General features: G+C 69.7%; 14 protein-coding genes. 9 read left to right on the forward strand and 5 right to left on the reverse strand.

The window, feature by feature from the left end; all coding sequences use genetic code 11:
- Window positions 1–158 precede the first annotated feature (158 nt).
- Window positions 159–1,028, forward strand: coding sequence for a hypothetical protein (locus DDQ41_RS04330; RefSeq protein ID WP_316681334.1), 870 nt, complete (start codon window positions 159–161; stop codon window positions 1,026–1,028).
- Window positions 1,029–1,168: 140 nt separating this feature from the next.
- Here the strand turns inward: DDQ41_RS04330 and DDQ41_RS04335 are convergent, their stop codons facing one another.
- Window positions 1,169–2,368: a damage-control phosphatase ARMT1 family protein gene (locus DDQ41_RS04335; protein ID WP_109297529.1), complete on the reverse strand. Its 1,200-nt coding sequence runs from the start codon at window positions 2,366–2,368 to the stop codon at window positions 1,169–1,171.
- Window positions 2,369–2,393: 25 nt separating this feature from the next.
- Complete coding sequence (locus DDQ41_RS04340; protein WP_109293281.1) at window positions 2,394–5,921, reverse strand: NB-ARC domain-containing protein; 3,528 nt, start codon at window positions 5,919–5,921, stop codon at window positions 2,394–2,396.
- Between the two features lie 270 nt (window positions 5,922–6,191).
- On the opposite strand from DDQ41_RS04340, the gene DDQ41_RS04345 reads away from it, so the two are divergent.
- From DDQ41_RS04345 to DDQ41_RS04370, 6 genes are read left to right on the forward strand one after another with little or no spacing between them, the layout of a single operon-like run.
- Window positions 6,192–6,869 carry a class I SAM-dependent methyltransferase gene (locus tag DDQ41_RS04345; protein WP_109293282.1) on the forward strand — a complete coding sequence of 226 codons (678 nt, stop codon included), beginning with the start codon at window positions 6,192–6,194 and terminating at the stop codon, window positions 6,867–6,869.
- Window positions 6,866–8,182: a N,N-dimethylformamidase beta subunit family domain-containing protein gene (locus DDQ41_RS04350; protein WP_109293283.1), complete on the forward strand. Its 1,317-nt coding sequence runs from the start codon at window positions 6,866–6,868 to the stop codon at window positions 8,180–8,182. The genes DDQ41_RS04345 and DDQ41_RS04350 overlap by 4 nt, the downstream gene beginning before the upstream one ends.
- 20 nt (window positions 8,183–8,202) lie before the next feature.
- Complete coding sequence (locus DDQ41_RS04355; RefSeq protein ID WP_109293284.1) at window positions 8,203–9,351, forward strand: glycosyltransferase family protein; 1,149 nt, start codon at window positions 8,203–8,205, stop codon at window positions 9,349–9,351.
- Window positions 9,352–9,357: 6 nt separating this feature from the next.
- A complete protein-coding gene (locus DDQ41_RS04360; RefSeq protein WP_109293285.1) occupies window positions 9,358–10,905 on the forward strand; it encodes a hypothetical protein in 1,548 nt (515 codons plus the stop codon).
- Window positions 10,906–10,910: 5 nt separating this feature from the next.
- Window positions 10,911–11,465 (forward strand): FkbM family methyltransferase, encoded by a 555-nt coding sequence (locus tag DDQ41_RS04365; RefSeq protein ID WP_109293286.1) that lies wholly within the window; start codon window positions 10,911–10,913, stop codon window positions 11,463–11,465.
- A 23-nt stretch (window positions 11,466–11,488) separates the two neighbouring features.
- Entirely contained in the window at window positions 11,489–12,133 is a 645-nt protein-coding gene (locus tag DDQ41_RS04370) for a histidine phosphatase family protein (RefSeq protein WP_109293287.1), read from the forward strand.
- A 32-nt stretch (window positions 12,134–12,165) separates the two neighbouring features.
- On the opposite strand, the gene metG is transcribed toward DDQ41_RS04370, so the two are convergent.
- The gene (metG, locus tag DDQ41_RS04375; protein WP_109293288.1) at window positions 12,166–13,890 is read right to left on the reverse strand and encodes a methionine--tRNA ligase; all 1,725 of its coding nucleotides are present in this window, start codon (window positions 13,888–13,890) and stop codon (window positions 12,166–12,168) included.
- Between the two features lie 349 nt (window positions 13,891–14,239).
- Here metG and DDQ41_RS04380 point away from each other — a divergent pair, with 349 nt between their 5' ends.
- The gene (locus tag DDQ41_RS04380) at window positions 14,240–15,535 is read left to right on the forward strand and encodes a nucleotide sugar dehydrogenase (RefSeq protein ID WP_109293289.1); all 1,296 of its coding nucleotides are present in this window, start codon (window positions 14,240–14,242) and stop codon (window positions 15,533–15,535) included.
- Between the two features lie 11 nt (window positions 15,536–15,546).
- Complete coding sequence (locus tag DDQ41_RS04385) at window positions 15,547–16,488, forward strand: NAD-dependent epimerase/dehydratase family protein (protein WP_109293290.1); 942 nt, start codon at window positions 15,547–15,549, stop codon at window positions 16,486–16,488.
- A gap of 77 nt (window positions 16,489–16,565) precedes the next feature.
- On the opposite strand, the gene DDQ41_RS04390 is transcribed toward DDQ41_RS04385, so the two are convergent.
- Together DDQ41_RS04390 and DDQ41_RS04395 are read right to left on the reverse strand one after the other, a co-directional pair.
- The gene (locus DDQ41_RS04390) at window positions 16,566–17,177 is read right to left on the reverse strand and encodes an HAD hydrolase-like protein (protein WP_394342174.1); all 612 of its coding nucleotides are present in this window, start codon (window positions 17,175–17,177) and stop codon (window positions 16,566–16,568) included.
- Window positions 17,104–17,496, reverse strand: coding sequence for a hypothetical protein (locus DDQ41_RS04395; RefSeq protein ID WP_109293292.1), 393 nt, complete (start codon window positions 17,494–17,496; stop codon window positions 17,104–17,106). The genes DDQ41_RS04390 and DDQ41_RS04395 overlap by 74 nt, the downstream gene beginning before the upstream one ends.
- Window positions 17,497–17,521 lie beyond the last annotated feature (25 nt).

The following is a 17,521-nucleotide window of genomic DNA, read 5'->3' on the forward strand; positions in this document are numbered from 1 at the left end:
TGACCGGTGCGGCGAACGCTCCCAGGGAACCGTCGGCACGGGCCCGGGCCGTGGCGAGGCGGATGCGCGAGGAGCCCGCCGGCGCGGAGGGGTGGCGGACGTACTCGTTGGCCCGTCCCGGTCCCAGCCGGAAGAAGCGCTGGTACATGGTCGGGCTCTTGGCTACCACGGTGGCCCTGGTGATCCTGGCGCTGGATCCGGGACGGGTGGTCGGATGGTTCAGCGACAGCAACCGGGCCGAGAAGCCGCTCGGCCCGGAATCGCATCGCCCGATCCAGGCACCTTCCGCGGAGGGCTTCCGACAGCCCACGCTCGACGAACCGTTCAGAGACTCGCCCGCGGCTCGCTGGGCGAACGGCACGGCCGGGATCACGGTACCCGAGGCCAGGGCGACCGGCTGGATGAGTCGGGCGCAGGTGGAGCGGGCGCTGGAGCAGACCCGGGACTTCCTCGCTGCGGCGAACCTGGACCCAGGGGCGCTGCACGGCGGACATCCCGAAGAGGCGATCGCGCTGATCAACCCTCACCAACAGGACGTCCAGACCTATCTGAAGGCCGCATTCCACTCGCCGAGCGAGCAGAACGACCCGCTGCTGCTCTTCAGCCGGTTCGACGCCTCGCGCGTGCGGCTCGTCGGGGACGTGGTGAAGACCCGGGGCCGGATCACGTACCTGGAGGGCGAACGCGGCGCACTGCAGGTGACCAGCGACGTCACCTACGTGTACCCGGTCGCGCCGGCAACGGGCGGCGACGAGGTCGTGCGTACGATCGTGCGGCGCGAGGTGGTGCTGAGCTGGGACGACCCCGCGAAGGTGATCACCGAGCCGGGAACCTTCTCCCTGGTCTCGTACAAGGTCGACATGACCAACGGGGGCTGCGACAACTCCACCGGCTACCTCACCCCGCCCTTCGGCACGGAAAGGGCGGAAACCGGCGCGGGCCCCGACGTCGACCCGTACGACCGCAGCACTTCGATGAGCGAGCGGACGACCCCGGACGAAGGATGCGGCACCGCGACACGGTCGTAGGACGTCTTCCGGCCATTCCGCATCACCGCCACACCAGGCCCCTGGCGTCCGCCGGCCCCGCACGCCAGGGACTCCTCAGGGGCCTTCGGCGCTGCCCGAGGACTTCCGAGGGACCCTTCGCGGCCGGGAGTGTCCCAGATCTAGCGTCGTACCTGAATCAGCGCGTGAGTTCCACTCGTACGCCAGGCAGCCCCGGACCGTTCGAGCGTGTCCAGCGCTCCCTGCTCCAGACCGACGATGACGTCGGACTTCAGGGTCCGGAGCGCCGCGACGGCCCCCGGGAAGTATGCGGTGAGATCCGCGAAGGGCGCCGTGGGGTGCCACAGCTGGTCGCCCACCAGACGGCGGTAGTTGAGGTCGCCCTTCAGGATGGTGAGCGTGGCGCTCGCGAACCCGACACGAAGATCCTCGGGCATCTCCTCATACGGCAGAGGAGCGCAGAAGAACGAGTGGGTGCGGACCTCCAGGGTTCCGGCCGCCATGGCCTTCCAGAGTCGGCCGCCGATCCGACCGGCTTCGCCGGGCGCCTGGGTGAGGCGGCGAAGGCAGTCGACCACGTCCGCCGTCATCGCGTCGGAGACGTAGTACGGGTAGGGCTTGACGTAAAGCGCAACCCGCTCGGCATGCCCGTGTTCGAGGAGGTGGTCGATGAGAACGAGGTCGGGAATCAGCTCACGTCCCGCGTTGTCGGCCACCACGGCTACGGTGGCCGAGGTGCCGGCGGGCAGGAGCTGCCACAGCGTGGCACTGTCGTCGGCGACCAGCGCAGAGGTCGCGGCGTCACTCGTTCCCGACTCCCCTGCCGAGATGCTGAAGCCGAGGTCCGCGCGGTTGCCCCAAAGCGACGCGTGCAGCAGCGCCGTTGCCCGCTCATGGGACGGAGCGTAGGCGAGCGCGTCCAGGGCCCGCAGCTCCTCCTCCACCGCCTCGCCTCGCAGTTCGGCCCGCTTGAACGGCGCGAACGGATCCACTCCCTGCCACGGCCCGCTGCCGATGTACCCGACCGCGCTGAGCAGCCTGCGGTAGAAGTAGCTCTCCGCCCACAGGAACGGGGCGTCGTACCACGAGCGCCCGAAGTACTCCCGCCCCCAGTCCGCCCAGCGCTCGTAGTCGCGCTCCGAGGGGCCAAGCAGCTCGATCACACCGTTGGTGATCTCGTCCAGCAGGGCGTCAAGGGCCTCGTGCTGTCGGCGGCCGTACGGGAAGGCGTCTCGTACCTGTTGGATGAGCGCGGGGTGGCGCTTGGCCAGCACGCCCCAGGCGAACGAGCCGGGCTCGTTGCTCAGGATGACCGGCGCGCCAGCCACATCGCTCGAGTCGCGGGAGGTCTTCTCTGTCATGGTGTCCAAGCCCTTCGGTTCTCACTCACGTATCCATGATCCCCAGGGTCACGACGCCGGCCGCACTGCCCACCAGCACCTCGCCGGTCGTCGGCTCGAAGGCCGCGCAGTGCAGTGAGGCGTCCACTCGGACCTTGGCGATCTGCCGCTGCTCGCCGAGCGACCACACGCGCACCGTCCCGTCCGCGGCAGCCGACACGAGGCGGTCCTCGTCGTTCATGAAGCCCAGCATGAGGATGCGGCCCGTGTGGCCGGAGAGGTGGGAGGTGAACCGGTCCGTCCGCAGGTGACGTACCGCTATGTCGCCAGTTCCCGCCCCGACCGCTACGCGGTTGCCCGGACCGTCCACGGTGACGGCGCGGGCCCAGCCGCTGGGGCTGCTGAACCGGCTCCTGAATTCCCCGGTGAGGGCGTGCCACACACGTACAGAACCGTCGCCACCGCAGGCGGCCAGACGGTGTCCGCTGTCGTCGAAGGAGAGCGACCGCAACCGACCGGCGTGCACGTCCTGGCTCCACAAGGGCGTCCCGGTGGGGAGATCCCAGCACCGGATGTGTCCGTCGCCCGTGCTCGCGGCAACCCGAGGCGTCGAACGGGCCATCGACACGGCCCACGTACGCGGGGTGTCTTGGTTCAGGGTGAGCGACCAGGCCGTGTCTCGCAGCGACCAGACCCTGACGGCCCCGTCGCCACAGGCTGCGGCCACGTGCTCTTCGCCGCAGGCCAGCGACCAGACACGTCCATGGGCCGCCGGCAGCTTCCGCCTGACCGTCGCGGTCGTGGCGTCGATGACGTCGACGCCGCCGGCCCCGTCGCCGACCACGGCGGTACGTCCACTGGCCGCGAACTGCGTGGACCACACGGTGTTCGAGCCGCTGGCCAGGGTCCTGAGTCTGCTTTTCCCCACTGTCCAGACGCGGACAGCACCGTCCTCACATCCGGCGATCACAGTCCCGTCGCCCGTTCTGGCGAGGGAGCGCACCCAGTCCACGCCCTGTGGGAGCTGCGTCTCGCCCACCGGGCTCTCCGCCGAGAACGCCTGGATCCTCGGCTCCTCGGTGGCGGCAACGAGGACGTCGTCGTGCGGGGACAGAGCGACGGCCCGCACGCGCGCCTTGAGGTCCGTGATCCGGCGGGCGAGCGCGAGCTTCCCGTCGGCCGTGTCCCACACGGCTACGGAACGGTCACCGGATCCGGAGGCCAGGAGGGAGGAGCCAGAGGCGAAGGCCACGGAGCGGATCCAGTCCCGATGTGCCGCACGTTCGTCGAGGAGGCGGCCGGTGCGCAGGTCGAAGAGTCGGACGAACTCGTCCTCGCCGGCCACGGCCACGAGCGAGTCGGAGTCGCCGCCGATCGCCACGGACCAGACGGGGGTGCCGGCCGCCCGCATCGTACGCAGGAGCACAAGCCGCTCCAGGTCCCACACGCATACAGCTCCGTCCTCGGCACCGGAGACCAGGACGGGGTCGGCTGAGGAGAAGGCGAGGCTGCGGATGCGGCGGTTGTGCCCGGGCAGCACCCCGACAGGTTCGCCGGTGTCCGTGCGCCACAGGCGGATCGCTCCGTCGTCCCCCGCTGAGGCGAGGACCATCCCGTCCGCGGAGAGCGCGGTGGCGAACACCCACCCGGTATGGGCCTCGTGGGCTCGGCGGAGTCGGCCCGTGTTCAGGTTCCAGAGCCTGACCACCCCGTCCTCGCCGCCCGACGCCACGAGGTCGCGGACGGCGGACACGCTGACGACCGCACCGATGTGACCACGTGCCGTTGCCGCCGCGGAGTTCTCCTCCGGGGGCAGCAGCCACCTAGGCGTGAGCACCGTCCCCTCCCCCGCCGCGTTCTCCAGAAGGCGGGTGGCCTCCGGCAAGGGTGTGCGGCGCAGCACGATCGAGAGGGTCGAGGCGATGTCGACCGCGTTCTCCAGCCCGTTCAGCAGATACCCGGCGCCGGTCAGGGCTCGGGCGGTCGCCCACACCTGGTGCTGCGGGTGGCCGACCTCGTGCCGCCCGGGGAGGGCGTCGAGCACCGTGGCGTCCGTGGTCAGCGACTGGTGTCCGACGAGTGCGACCTTGCGCATGACGTACGTCGGCGAGGCCAGCAGGCCGACGAGCTCGGCGTCGAGGCCGGCCTCACGCAGGTGGTAGGGGAGATGACGCCACAGGTATCCCTCGCCCTCGTCGAGGGTCTCCCAGGCGCTGTCCGTGCTCTGCCGGTACGCCTCGATCAGAGACCGGTGAAGGGGCTCCCACTGATCGCCGATCAGATGGCGCAGGTAGGACCGGAACACGTCGTGCAACACGATGGCATTCCGGTCGGCCAGGTAGGCGCTGATCAGGGACCGGTCGGAAAGCACCCGGCAGAACTGGCGCACCACGTGGGGAGCCCATCCGTTCGCGGTGCCCCACCAGTGGGTGAGGACGGACATGGGAATCGGCACCGACGGAGGGAACACGGCCAGGGAGAGGTACCGGTCTCGCAGGTCCGTGCGACCGGCGATCGAGACACTCTCCGCGAGGCTGCGGAGGCTGGATTCGAGCGCCTGCCCGATGGCGTGCTTGCGCTGGTCGGAGTCCCAGACGTCGAAAGCCTGAGGACCGTACGCGCGGATCGTCGCGTTCGTCTCCGTGACGGCGCGACCGGCCAGGGCGCCGAAGCCGACCTCCTGCGAGACGTTCGCACCGACGATCGACGCGAGCAGCGGCCATCCCCCGCACACACCCGCGAGGCGTGCGGCCTCGGCGTCGTCCAAGGCCCCGACGTTACGGACGAGCAGCTCGCGGATCTCCCCCGGCGCCATGGGCCCCAGGCGCACGACTCGCGCGGAGCTGGGGCACACACGCACGTTCCTCGTGGTCACGAGCCGTACGCAGTCCTCACCGCCGAGCAGAAAGGGGCCGAGGTCGGTGGCGGACCAGACGTTGTCGACGACGAGGAGCGCACGTCGTCTCTGCAGCAGACGGGCGAGGTGGAAGCCGGCCTGCTCCGGATCGGCAAGGGACGGACGGTTGCCGTCGAGGTGAACGCACAGGTCGGAGATCAGCTCGACGACCCTGGCGGCCGTGCACCCCTCTCCGGTCTCCACCCAGAGGATCTCCGAGAAGGAGTCCCGGACGCGCGGGTCGTGGCACACCTGCGTGGCCAGCGTCGTCTTCCCGAACCCACCAGGGCCGCACAGAGCGACCGTGGCGACGGTGTCGTCCTGCGTCGCCTCCCGGAGTACGGAGACGAGCCCTTCGAGATCTTCGGACCTGTGCACCAAGCCGGGCTCCGGAACGGGTATCGGGAGGTAGTCGTCCGGCGCCGGCGCGACCTCGGGCGTCGGAACACCGACGGAGTCCCAGAAGCGCTGCCGCACCTCCGCGTCGCTCCGTTCCAACGCCGTGTCGAGTAACGCCTGGGAGTCCGGTGCGACGACGATCTCCTCGCCCCGGGCCTCCCAGTTGGACACCGTCCGGTCGCTGACGCCGAGGTAGGACGCAAAGCCACGCACGCTTCGACGCGTCGCGAGCCGCAGAGCGCGCGCCTCCCGTCCGGTCCAGCGCTGCACTGTGGCCACCTGAGCTCCTTCGACCGACACCGACGACGGTAACAGGGTAGGGCGGGCTGACCAGCGGCGTAGGGCCTTCGCTGCGACAGGAGTTCAGCACGGATGCAGCACCCGGGCCATTCCGGCCAGGTCCGACCGAGGCGCACCCGTCGCCCTGGACAGCGGCGGTGCTGCACCGCGAGTGCGACACCACGACAGCCCGCTGACCAGCGCCGCTCGGCAGTCTTCTCGGCACGGAGCACCACCGCTCCGTAACGAGTCGAGAGGAGTGGTCACAGCGTGACCGGAACGAAGGAGCGACAGGGCGGTCCGGGCGACTGGTCCGGAGGCCAGATCGCCTACTACCAGGCGCGAGCCGACGAGTACGACGCCACGTACAGCACCCGCATGGACATGCCGCGACTCGCGAAGGCACTGGACTCGCTGCCGGTCGGCGGTGACGTCCTGGAGATCGCCTGCGGCACGGGCCAGTGGACGCGGCTGCTGTCCCACCGGGCCCTCAGCCTGACCGCGCTGGACGCGGCGCCGGAGATGCTCCGCCGGGCCCGCGACCGCATGCGAGGCACCGAGACCCGGTTCATCGAGGCGGACGTCTTCGACTGGGAGCCGGACCGCCAGTACGACACGGTCTTCTTCGCGTTCTGGCTCAGCCACGTGCCGCCGGTGGAGATGGAACCGTTCTGGGACCTGCTCAGGTGGGCCTTGGTGCCCGGCGGTCGCGTGGTGTTCCTCGACGACTCCCCGGCGAAGGCGGAGATCGAGGACCGGGTGGAAGCGGCGCCCGTGCCGGCCGTCCATCGCACCCTCGCCGACGGCTCCCGCCACGTCGCCGTGAAGGTGCTCCGAGACCCCACCGAGCTCACCTCCCAGCTGAGCGACCTGGGTTGGGACGCCCGCGTCGAGGCGATCGACCCCTTCCACCTCGCCGGCGTGGCCCGTCCCAAGGAGGGCGCGTGACCACCGTCAACGGCTACGCGGCCCGGCCGAGCGTCCGAGCCGGAGAGGTGGCCCGCCTGCACATCGCCACCACCGCCCCCCGCTTCCACGTCGACTTCTACCGCTGGGGAGCCGAGCCGCAGCACGCGGGGCACGTCGAATGGCCCGGCCGTGCCTCGTCTCCTGGACGTTTCGACGCGGACTGGCAGTGGCCCGCGTACGAGTTCCTCGTACCCCCGGAGTGGCGGTCCGGTGTCTACATCGCGGTGTTGGGCACGGAGCGCGCGTCCGGCACGCCGACGCTGGATGCCAGGGAAGGGCGCATCCTCCTGGTCGTCACCCCTTCCCCGCCTTCCGGCCGCGGGATCCTGTACAAGGTCCCGACGTTCACCTACCAGGCGTACAACATGGCGGGCGGCGGCTGCCTCTACAGCGCTTCCCAGGTCACGACGTGCCGTCCCGGGGGCGGTGTGGGCGGACCGGTGAAGGGTCTGCCGGACGCGTACGACCTGTCGTCTCCCCGGCAGACGTTCGCGCACTGGGACGCCCCCTTCACCGCCTGGATGGAACGGAACCGGATCGAGGCCGACTACTGCACCGATCTGGACCTCCACGAGGGGCTGTTCCTGCACGACGGATACCGGCTCCTAGTCGCCGCCGGCCACGACGAGTACTGGAGCGCCGACCTCCGACGCCACGTGACCGCCTTCCGGGACGCCGGCGGCCACATCGCCAACTTCGGTGCCAACACCTGCTGGTGGCGCGTCGATGTCGCCCCGGACGGGACGGGGCTGTCCTGTGACAAGTTCCCGCCCGGAGCCCCCGCCGACACCGACCCGGACAGCTCGTACGGATGCCCGGACCACTGGTGGGAGTCGGAGCCGGAGAACGCCCTCCTGGGCGTGAGCTACCGCAACGGCGGTGGCCACTGGGACGGCACCCGGGCTTCCCAGGGCTTCATCGTCACCGACGCCGGCCACTGGGCGTTCTCCGGCACAGAGCTCAGGACCGGCGACAGCCTGGGACACGGCGGGGCGCTGATCGGCTACGAGTGCGACGGCGCGGCCTACGAGTACGACACCGCCGGCCGCCCACGCCCCACCGGCCAGGACGGAACCCCGAAGGACTTCGAGATCCTCGGCATCGCCGAACTCCCCCCGGACTGGAACTTCGCCGCCCGTGAGCCGATGCCCAGCCCCCAGGCTGCCACCCTCGGCGTCTTCACCGCAGGCGGCACGGTCTTCACCGCCGCCACCACCGACTGGGCCCGCCTCCTGGCCACTGATCCCCAGGTCGCCGCAGTCACCCGCAACGTCATCACCCGGCTCTCCTGACCAGAAGGAACGGAATCGTCGTGTCCAGAAACGGAAACTTACGGCCGCTCAACGTGATCATCGGTGTCAACGGCATCGGCATGGGACACACCGTCCGCCAGAGCGTGATCGCCCAGTTCCTCCGCGACCGCGGGCACCGCGTCCGGATCGTCACCAACGGCGCCAGCCGGGCCGAGTATTTCCGAGACCTCGGATTCCCCGCCTGGGACGGCTGGATGCCGACGCTGCTCGCGCGCGACGACCGGATCCACGCGCGCGACGCCGTACGCGCGAACATCCGGCAGGCGCCCGGAGGTCTCCTCCGGCACCTCCATCTGCGCCGGGCCGTCCGGAACAGCGGCGTCCCGGACGTGTTCGTCACCGACTACGAGCCCAACACCCCGCGCCTCGCCTACCACTTCGGCCGACCCCTGATCTCCATCGACCAGCAGAGCAAGTACCGGCACCTGGACCTCCCCGCCGTCGGCCGGTACGCCCGCACGGCCGACGAGCAGCGGCTGCGGTACTTCGCACCCCGTGTGGACCGGTCCTTTATCTGCTCCTTTGTCCCGCTCGCCGCCGACGATCGGAGGGTGGAGTTCATCTCCCCGGTCGTTCCCGACCTCGTCAGGTCGGCACCGGTCACCACCGAGCGCCTCGTCACGGCCTACTTCTCCCGGTACTTCGACCACGGCCCGGAGAAGTCCGTCCGCGAACTGGCTTCGGTCTTCCGCCAGTCCGTACCGGACCGCACGCTGCGGATCTACGCGCAGCCGACTGAGATGGGGTCGCTGCGCGGGTACGCCGACAGCCGGGTCGAGATCCGCGCCTTCGACCGCGAGGCGTTCATCGCGGACATGGCCCGTTCTGAGGTCGTGTTCTCCAACGCCGGCTTCAACCTGATCAGCGAGGCCCTCGTCCTCGGTAAGCCAGTTCATCTCATCCCGTTGCCCACCTACGACCAGCACTGGTGCGCCAAGGTCGTCGACGAGGCGGGACTGGGCACGGCGGCCCCACGCGTCGAACGGCGAGCCGTCGTCGACTTCCTCGCGCGTAGTCAGGCGCTCCGCGACAACGTCGTACGTCACCGGGATAAGTACCTCTCCGCCGACCCGCGGGAGGGGATCGCCTCGTACCTGGAGAGTCTGCCGGCGGTCGGTCGGCCGATGCCCGCGCCGATCGCGGGGTAGCCGGGAATGTCGACTCCCGCGCTTCCGTCGTACGTGGCGACCGCGGCGGTCGTGGCCGCGGTCGTGACCTGCTACCGCTTCGGCGTCTCGCCTGTGGTACGCGCTCTCGCCCAGCACCCCACGCCCTTGGCCGTGATCGCGGCTGTCATCGTCATCGCACCTCTGTCCCTCCGGCCGTCGTCCCTGCCCGGGCCGCTGCACTGGTTCGTCGTCTCCGTGATCGCCTTGCTGACCTGGCGTGGTGCGACGAGCGACTACGACGTCACGCTGCCCATCGGTCCGCAGCGTCGGGACAAGCTACTCCTCTTGTTCCTCGCCGTAGCCTCGATCCTCTGGGCTCCCGCCCTGCTGGCGTGGATCGCCGTGTTCTGCGGCAAGCTGCGCGGGTGGCAGCACCACGCGATGATGCCGGTACGCCTGCTGAAGGCGTACGTCGCCTGGTTCGTCGTGACCGCGGTGCTCGCCCCGTCTTCTTCCGACTCCACGGCGGGTCTGGTGCTGGTACTCGGCTGTGTCTCGCTGTCGCACTACGTCAAGCCGGCCTGGAGCAAGGTCCGTCTGGGGCCGCGCCCCTGGTCGTGGGCCTGGCACAACCGCACGCACTACCTCATGGCCTCGGCGTACTCGTGGGGTTGGGCGCGCTTCCTCCCGTCCGGGAAGGTGTCTCGTCTTCTGCGCCGGGCGAGGGTCGTGGACCGCCCCGTCAACATCCTCACGATGGTCGTGGAGGCCGCCGGACTGGTCGCCTTCCTCGACCGTCGGCTGCTGATCGCGATCCTGGTGACGACCGCGCTCTTCAACCTCGCCGTCGCCCTCGCCTCCGGCATCCTCTTCTGGGAGAACATCGCCGCCAACACCGGACTCGCGACGGCCTTCGGGCTGCTTCCCGAGACGGGGTACGACACGGCCTTCGGGTGGCCCGCCGCACTGGTCGCGCTCACCGTGATCCTGCTCAGCGCCGCCGACCTTCTGTGGCAGCCCTGGCATCTGGGGTGGTGGGACTCGCCTTTCACCGCCCGGGTCCACTGGCAGGTGGAGACCGTGTCCGGCGCGGCGCGGGGGCTCTACAACGACTACATGTGCCCGTACGAGCGCGAGTTCGGCCGCGTAGAGGGCTACTTCCTGACGGACGAGCCCGTCCTCCACGGCCACCTCGGAATCGTCTGGGACCGGCGGCTTCGCGATCTGCTCGTCCAGGCCGGCGGGGACCCGAGCCAGCTGCACCAGCTTAAGCAGACCTACGGCCGAACACACAGGAACGAGGAACGCTCGGCCGTGCACGTCGCCTTCCTGACCGCCATGTTCACCCGGCTCAATGCCGGTACTCGGAAGAGCCCCCTGTCCCGGTGGCTACGTCGCCTCAAGGCGCCCGGGGGCCAGCTCTACCGGTGGGGCGATCTGCCCGCCTACCACGGAGAGGAACCCGTCCGCCGCATCACCATCCGCTACGAGGAGTGCTGCTACCTCCCCGAGGCCGGCGACTTCGTCCTGCTCGCCGATGGCGTCGTACGGGAGATCGACCTCAGCGCTCCGATGACCGACCTGAAGGACTGACTCTCATGCGCAAGATCTTCGTCGACTGCGGCGCCAACCTCGGAATCGTGCTGAGGCGCTTCATGCACGAGCTCCCGGACCACGACTTCTACGCCTTCGAGCCCAACGCGACCCTGCTCTCCTCCATCAGCGCGAACGTGGAGCAGGCCCAGCACGCCGGCCTGGTCGAGGTCGCCCCCAGTGCGGTGTGGACCGAGGACGGGACGATCGACCTCTTCCTCGGCCACCACGAGAGCTCCACCGTGATGCCCGGCAAGCGGGTGCCGCCCGTGTACGACCAGCAGATCGACTACAGCTCCCCCGTCGCCGTACCGGCGGTGGACTTCAGCGCCTGGCTCCGCCGGACCGCCACGCCGGAGGACCACGTCGTCGTGAAGATGGACATCGAGGGCGCCGAGTACCCCGTGCTCAGGAAGCTGCTCGCCGACGGGACGATCGACCTCGTCTCCGTCCTCTACGTCGAGTGGCACCACGACCGCTTCCCCGCCATGAGCCGGGCCGAGCACGACGAGGTCGCCGCCGCCGTCTCCGCACGCGTCGACGTCCGCCACTGGGACTGACCGGAGTGAGGGGACACCACACCATGGACACCCAACGCATCTACCTGATCAAGCACGGCGAGACGGAGGAGAACCTCCAGGGCATCCACCAGGGCCGCGCGGTCGGCGGCCGGCTCAGCGAGCGCGGACGCGCCGACATGGGGCGGGTCGGCGCCTGCCTCGCGGCGGCCGGGGTAGCCGTGGACCAGATGCTCGTCAGCCCGATGTCCCGTTGCCGGGAGTCGGCCGGGATTCTCACCGCCGCGCTCGCCCCGGCCGACATCCGTGTCGACAAGCGTCTGGCCGCCAAGGACAGCGGTCACCTCGGGGGCCGCCCCAGGGAACTCGCCGCCGCCGAGGCCGCCCGCCACGGTGTGCCGATCCACCGGCTTCGCACGCCGGGCGGCGAGTCGTCGGAGGACGTGCAGGCCCGCTACGTGGACCTCTGGAACGAGGTCTCCTCCGGGGGAGGGGGATGGGGAACCACCGTCCTCGTCGGGCACGGCGGGGGCATCGCCTGCCTGCTGCTGTGGCTCACCGGGAACGGCTTCGACCGGTACCTCCAGCACGTGCCCGGGTCCGCCGGGGTCACGTGCGTGGAGACCGGCGGACCGGCTCCGCGCATGCGGCTGATGAACGTCTCACCCGCGGACCTGCCCGTCCTCCTCCACTCCCGTACCGCCCGATGAGAGTCGGGACGGTCCGGGTGCAGGGACGTCTGTCAGGCTTCCGGGGCTCCGCCGAAGCGCTCGCGGTAGGACTCCAGGTCCTCCTCCGTGATCTTCGCGAAGAGCACCGGGGGCACCGTGAACGCGGTGCCGGCCGGGACGGCGTCCAAGGACTTGGCCTGCTCCGCCGTCACCCAGGTCGCGGTGTCGTTCTCCAGGGCGAAGGCCCCGCGCATGGCGGCCGACGAGGTGGGGATGAACGGCTCGGAGACGACCGCGTACAGGCGGATCAGGTTCATCGCGGTACGGAGCGTCAGCGCGGCGCCGTCGGCGTCGGTCTTGATCTCCAGCCAGGGGGCCTTCTCCTCCAGGTAGGAGTTGCCCGCGGACCACAGCGCACGCAGGGCGGCGGCGGCCTTGCGGAACTGCAGGGCCTCCATCTGCTCCTCGTACTCGCCGAGCAGCCGTGCGACCTCCTCGCCCAGCTTGGCCTCCGCCTCGCCGGCGGCGTGCCCGGCCGGGACCTCGTCGCCGAACCGCTTGCGGGAGAACGACAGCACTCGGTTGACGAAGTTGCCGAGGGTGTCCGCCAGGTCCTTGTTCACCGTGGCGGTGAAGTGCTCCCACGTGAAGGAGGAGTCGTCCGACTCAGGGGCGTTGGCGATCAGGAAGTAGCGCCAGTAGTCGCCGGGCAGGATCTCCAGGGCCGCGTCGGTGAAGACGCCGCGCTTCTGCGAGGTGGAGAACTTGCCGCCGTAGTACGTCAGCCAGTTGAAGCCCTTGACGACGTCGACCTTCTTCCACGGCTCGCGCACGCCGAGTTCGGTAGCCGGGAACATCACCGTGTGGAAGGGGACGTTGTCCTTGGCCATGAACTGCGTGTACCGGACGGTGTCGTCGGCCTCGTACCACCACGACTTCCAGTCGCGGGTCTCACCGTCGCCGGCGGCGTCCGCCCACTCCTTCGTCGCGCCGATGTACTCGACCGGGGCGTCGAACCAGACGTAGAAGACCTTGCCCTCGGCCGCGAGCTCCGGCCAGGTATCGGCCGGTACGGGCACGCCCCAGTCGAGGTCGCGGGTGATGGCGCGGTCGTTCAGGCCCTCGGTCAGCCACTTGCGGGCGATGGACGTGGACAGGTGCGGCCACTGGTCGCTGACGGTGGCGATCCACTCCTCGACCTCGTGCTGGAGCTTCGACTGCAGCAGGAAGAGGTGCTTGGTCTCGCGGACCTCCAGGTCCGTGGAACCGCTGATCGCCGAGCGCGGGTCGATCAGGTCGGTCGGGTCGAGCACGCGGGTGCAGTTCTCGCACTGGTCGCCGCGGGCCTTGTCGTAGCCGCAGTGCGGGCAGGTGCCCTCGACGTACCGGTCCGGCAGGAAGCGGCCGTCGACCGGCGAGTACACCTGGCGGATCGCCCGCTCCTCGATGAAGCCGTTCTCGTTCAGCTTCCGCGCGAAGTGCTGGGTGATCTCGACGTTCTGCTGCGAGGAGCTGCGCCCGAAGTGGTCGAAGGCCAGCTCGAACCCGTCGTACACGGCCTTCTGCGCGTCGTGGGCCTGCGCACAGAACTCGGCGACGGAGAGGCCGGCCTCCTTGGCGGCCAGCTCAGCCGGCGTGCCGTGCTCGTCGGTAGCGCAGATGTAGAGGACGTCGTGACCACGCTGGCGGAGGTACCTGGAGTACACGTCCGCCGGAAGCATCGACCCGACCATGTTGCCCAGGTGCTTGATCCCGTTGATGTAGGGAAGCGCGCTGGTTACCAGGTGTCGAGCCATCCTCGGATGCTCCATTTCGTACGTACGGCGCCGGTGGCGCTGCCACGGCGGGCCCAGGTCGGGAGGCCGCAGTCGACGCGATCACTCCGATCGCACGTCGGCATCACGCATGGTGACGAAACGGGGCTGCAAGCCACGGCCATCGTATCGAACCGGGGGTTTGGCCAGCCCACGGGTTTTCCGGCCTCCCCGCGCTGCCCACGAAAAGCACTCGGCCGTCCGAGACAGGCGGCCAAGCGAGTCTCGTACGGCCGAGGCGCTCCCATCTTACGGCCACCGCCGACCGCGAATCCCGCACCACAAGTACGTCCCCGCTCCCCCAAGCCCAGACCTCAGCAAGGTGGACCGCATGATCAGGAATCACGAGCCCCATCGACTCCGTGTGGTCGTCGTGGGGCAGGGATACGTCGGCCTCCCGCTCGCGGTGCGAGCCGCCGAGATGGGGCACAGCGTCGTCGGCCTCGACGTTGACGCCGGCCGGATCAAGCGGCTCGTGGTCGGCGAGTCGTACGTCGAGGACGTCTCGGACAGGCGGCTGGCGCCCCTCCTCGCCGCCGGCGTCTACCAGCCGACCGTCGACTCTGCCGACTGCGCCGGGTTCGACGTGGCGGTCGTCACCGTCCCAACGCCGCTACGCGACGGCGCGCCGGACCTGTCGCACGTCGAGGACGCGGCGCGGATGCTGGGCCGCCACCTGACCCGCGGAGCGACGGTCGTCCTGGAATCGACCACGTACCCCGGGACGACCGAGGAGGTGTTCCGCCCGCTCCTCGAGCGCGGCTCGGGGCTGACCGCGGGCCGCGACTTCCACCTCGGCTACAGCCCCGAGCGCATCGACCCCGGGAACCCCAGCTGGAGGCTGGAGAACACGCCCAAGGTCGTCTCGGGCATCACCCCGTCCTCCTTGAAGTCGGTCCGCGACTTCTACGCCTCCCTCGTGGACGCGGTCGTGCCTGTGGCCAGTTGCAAGGAGGCGGAGCTGACCAAGCTCCTCGAGAACACCTTCCGGCACGTGAACATCGCGCTCGCCAACGAGCTGGCGATCTTCTCCCACGACTTGGGCATCGACGTCTGGGCGGCCATCGACGCGGCGTCCACCAAGCCGTTCGGGTTCATGCGCTTCACCCCCGGCCCCGGGGTCGGAGGCCACTGCCTGCCCGTCGACCCCTCGTACCTGTCGTGGCGGGTCGAACGAACCCTGGGGCAGAACTTCCGCTTCGTCGAGCTGGCGAACGATGTCAACAACCACATGCCCGACTACGTGGTGCGGCGTCTCGTCGCGGGTCTCAACGAGCGCGGGAAGCCGCTCAAGGGCTCCCGGATCCTCCTGCTCGGAGTGGCGTACAAGGCCAACACCGGGGACGCCCGGGAGACGCCGGCGGCCCGCATCGCCGAACTCCTCACCGGTATGGGCGCCGAGGTCCAGGCCGCCGACCCTCACGTCCTGGATGACACCCACCCCCGCGCCGCCGGCCTGGAGGGCCTCCAGCGGGTCGAGGTGACCCCCGGTCTGCTCGCGACAGCCGACGCCGTAGTCCTCCTCGCGGACCACGACGCCTTCGACTACCCCCTGATCAGCGCCCACGCCCCGTACATCCTCGACTGCCGTCGTCGGCTCACCGGCGCCCACGTCGACTCTCTCTGAAGGGAACCAACGTGAAGATCGCGATCACCGGCGGCGCCGGATTCATCGGCGGCAACCTTGCCCGTGCCCTGACCGAGCTGCCTCAAGTCACCCAGCTCCGGGTCGTCGACAACCTCTCCACCGGGGACAAGGCGAACCTCGCCGGCCTCGATGTGGACTTCTTCGAAGGAGACGTCCAGAACGCCGCACTCCTCGACCAGGCGTTCCGCGGCGCCGACGCTGTCGTCCACCTGGCCGCCCTCCCCTCCGTGCCACGCTCCCTGCGTGACCCCCTGGCCAGCCACCACGCCAACGCGACCGGCACCCTCCAAGTTCTGGAAGCCGCCCGCCGCGCCGGCGGCCCACACGTGATCGCCGCGTCCTCGTCCTCCGTCTACGGCACCAACCCCCAGCTGCCGAAGCACGAGGACCTCGTCTCCGCCCCCATGAGCCCGTACGCGGTCACCAAGCTCACGACGGAGGCGTACCTGGGCGCCTACCACCACAGCTTCGACCTTCCGGTGCTCCCCTTCCGCTTCTTCAACGTCTACGGCCCCGGCCAGCGCGCCGACCACGCCTACGCCGCCGTCATCCCGAAGTGGATCAGCGCCACCCTCGCAGGCGAGCTGGTGACCATCCACGGCGACGGCACCCAGACGCGCGACTTCACGTACGTGGGCACGGTCTGCGACGTCCTCACCGGCGCCCTGCTCCGCCGGGTCGTGGACCCCCGCCCAGTGAACCTGGCCTACGGCAGCCGTACTTCGCTTCTGGACCTGGTCCAGGAAATCGAGATGGCTACGGGACGCCGCGCGCGCCGGGAACACGTGCCTGTCCGCGTCGGCGACGTCCCCCACTCGCAGGCCGACGGCCAGCGGCTGCGAACTCTCTTCCCGGAAGTCGCCTCCGCGGCGCTTCAGGAAGGGATACCGGCCACAGTCGAGTGGTTGCGTCGGCGGCCTACCGCGTCATAGCCGTGGGCTGATTCGCAGCGTGCGAGGGAACGTGAAGCCCCGCGTGCGGCCCGGGACTTCACGTTCGCTCGGAGAGGTCAAAGGCGAAGCTGGACGACGCTGGCGATGGCGTAATGCAGCTCCTGCACGTTCTCCAACGTCCCAAGGAGAACGTCGGCGCCAGCCTCTCTCAGGGTCGTCACCTGGGTCTTCCCGGAGGCGACCGCGACGACCGCGGCACCGCCTTCGAGGCCTGTACGGACGTCCTCCAGGGAGTCGCCGATGATGACGGTGTTGGAGCGGGTGAAGATCGTCCCGTGCTTGGCCTGGGCACGCTTCTGCGCGACGGCAACGAGCGCCAGCCGATGCTGATCGTCGGAGGCGAACGCTCCGATCTCGGTGTCGACGTAGCCTCCGAGGTCGAAGACCGCCAGCTTCAGCAGGGCGTTCAGCTTGAGGTTGCCCGTGACGACGGTCAGTACGAGATCGGGACGGTCGTGGACCGATCGCAAAGCCTCCATAGCGCCAATTCCAAGGGATGCCTGCGGAGGGTGCGGGGTGGGCAGCGGCCGAAGCCACCGCGAGACAGTCAGGCGGCAGGCTGTCGGCCCTGGTTGTCGAGGTGGCAGCGGGCGATCAGGCGTCAGGGTCGACTTCGGGGTGCGTGAACCGCACGGGCTTGCCCAGCGACCGGGCGTAGGCGATTTCAGCTCGGGTGCTGTCTCCGATGTAGTCGCCGACTACGAGCACCTCATCAGCGAGCCGGATCTTCGCCCGGTGCAGATCGTCGAGTCGAACCTTCAGCGCCTCGGCCTCGACAGGATCGGACGACCAAAGTTCGTGCCGCGACTTCATGTCACAGCCCGGTTTGACGACAATCTTTCCGGCTTTGGTCTCCCGCAGATCGGCCTCGGCCATCTCGGTCATGAAGCGGGTGGAGCCGCAGATCACGACGATACCCGGGAGGCTCAGCCGCTTCTTCGCGTCAGCGAGCCTCTCCTCGGGCGTGAGCAGTTGCGGGTATGGCACCGGTTCCTCCTGATGGTGCGGTCCA

The sequence above is a fragment of the Streptomyces spongiicola genome, assembly GCF_003122365.1.
GTDB lineage: Bacteria > Actinomycetota > Actinomycetes > Streptomycetales > Streptomycetaceae > Streptomyces > Streptomyces spongiicola.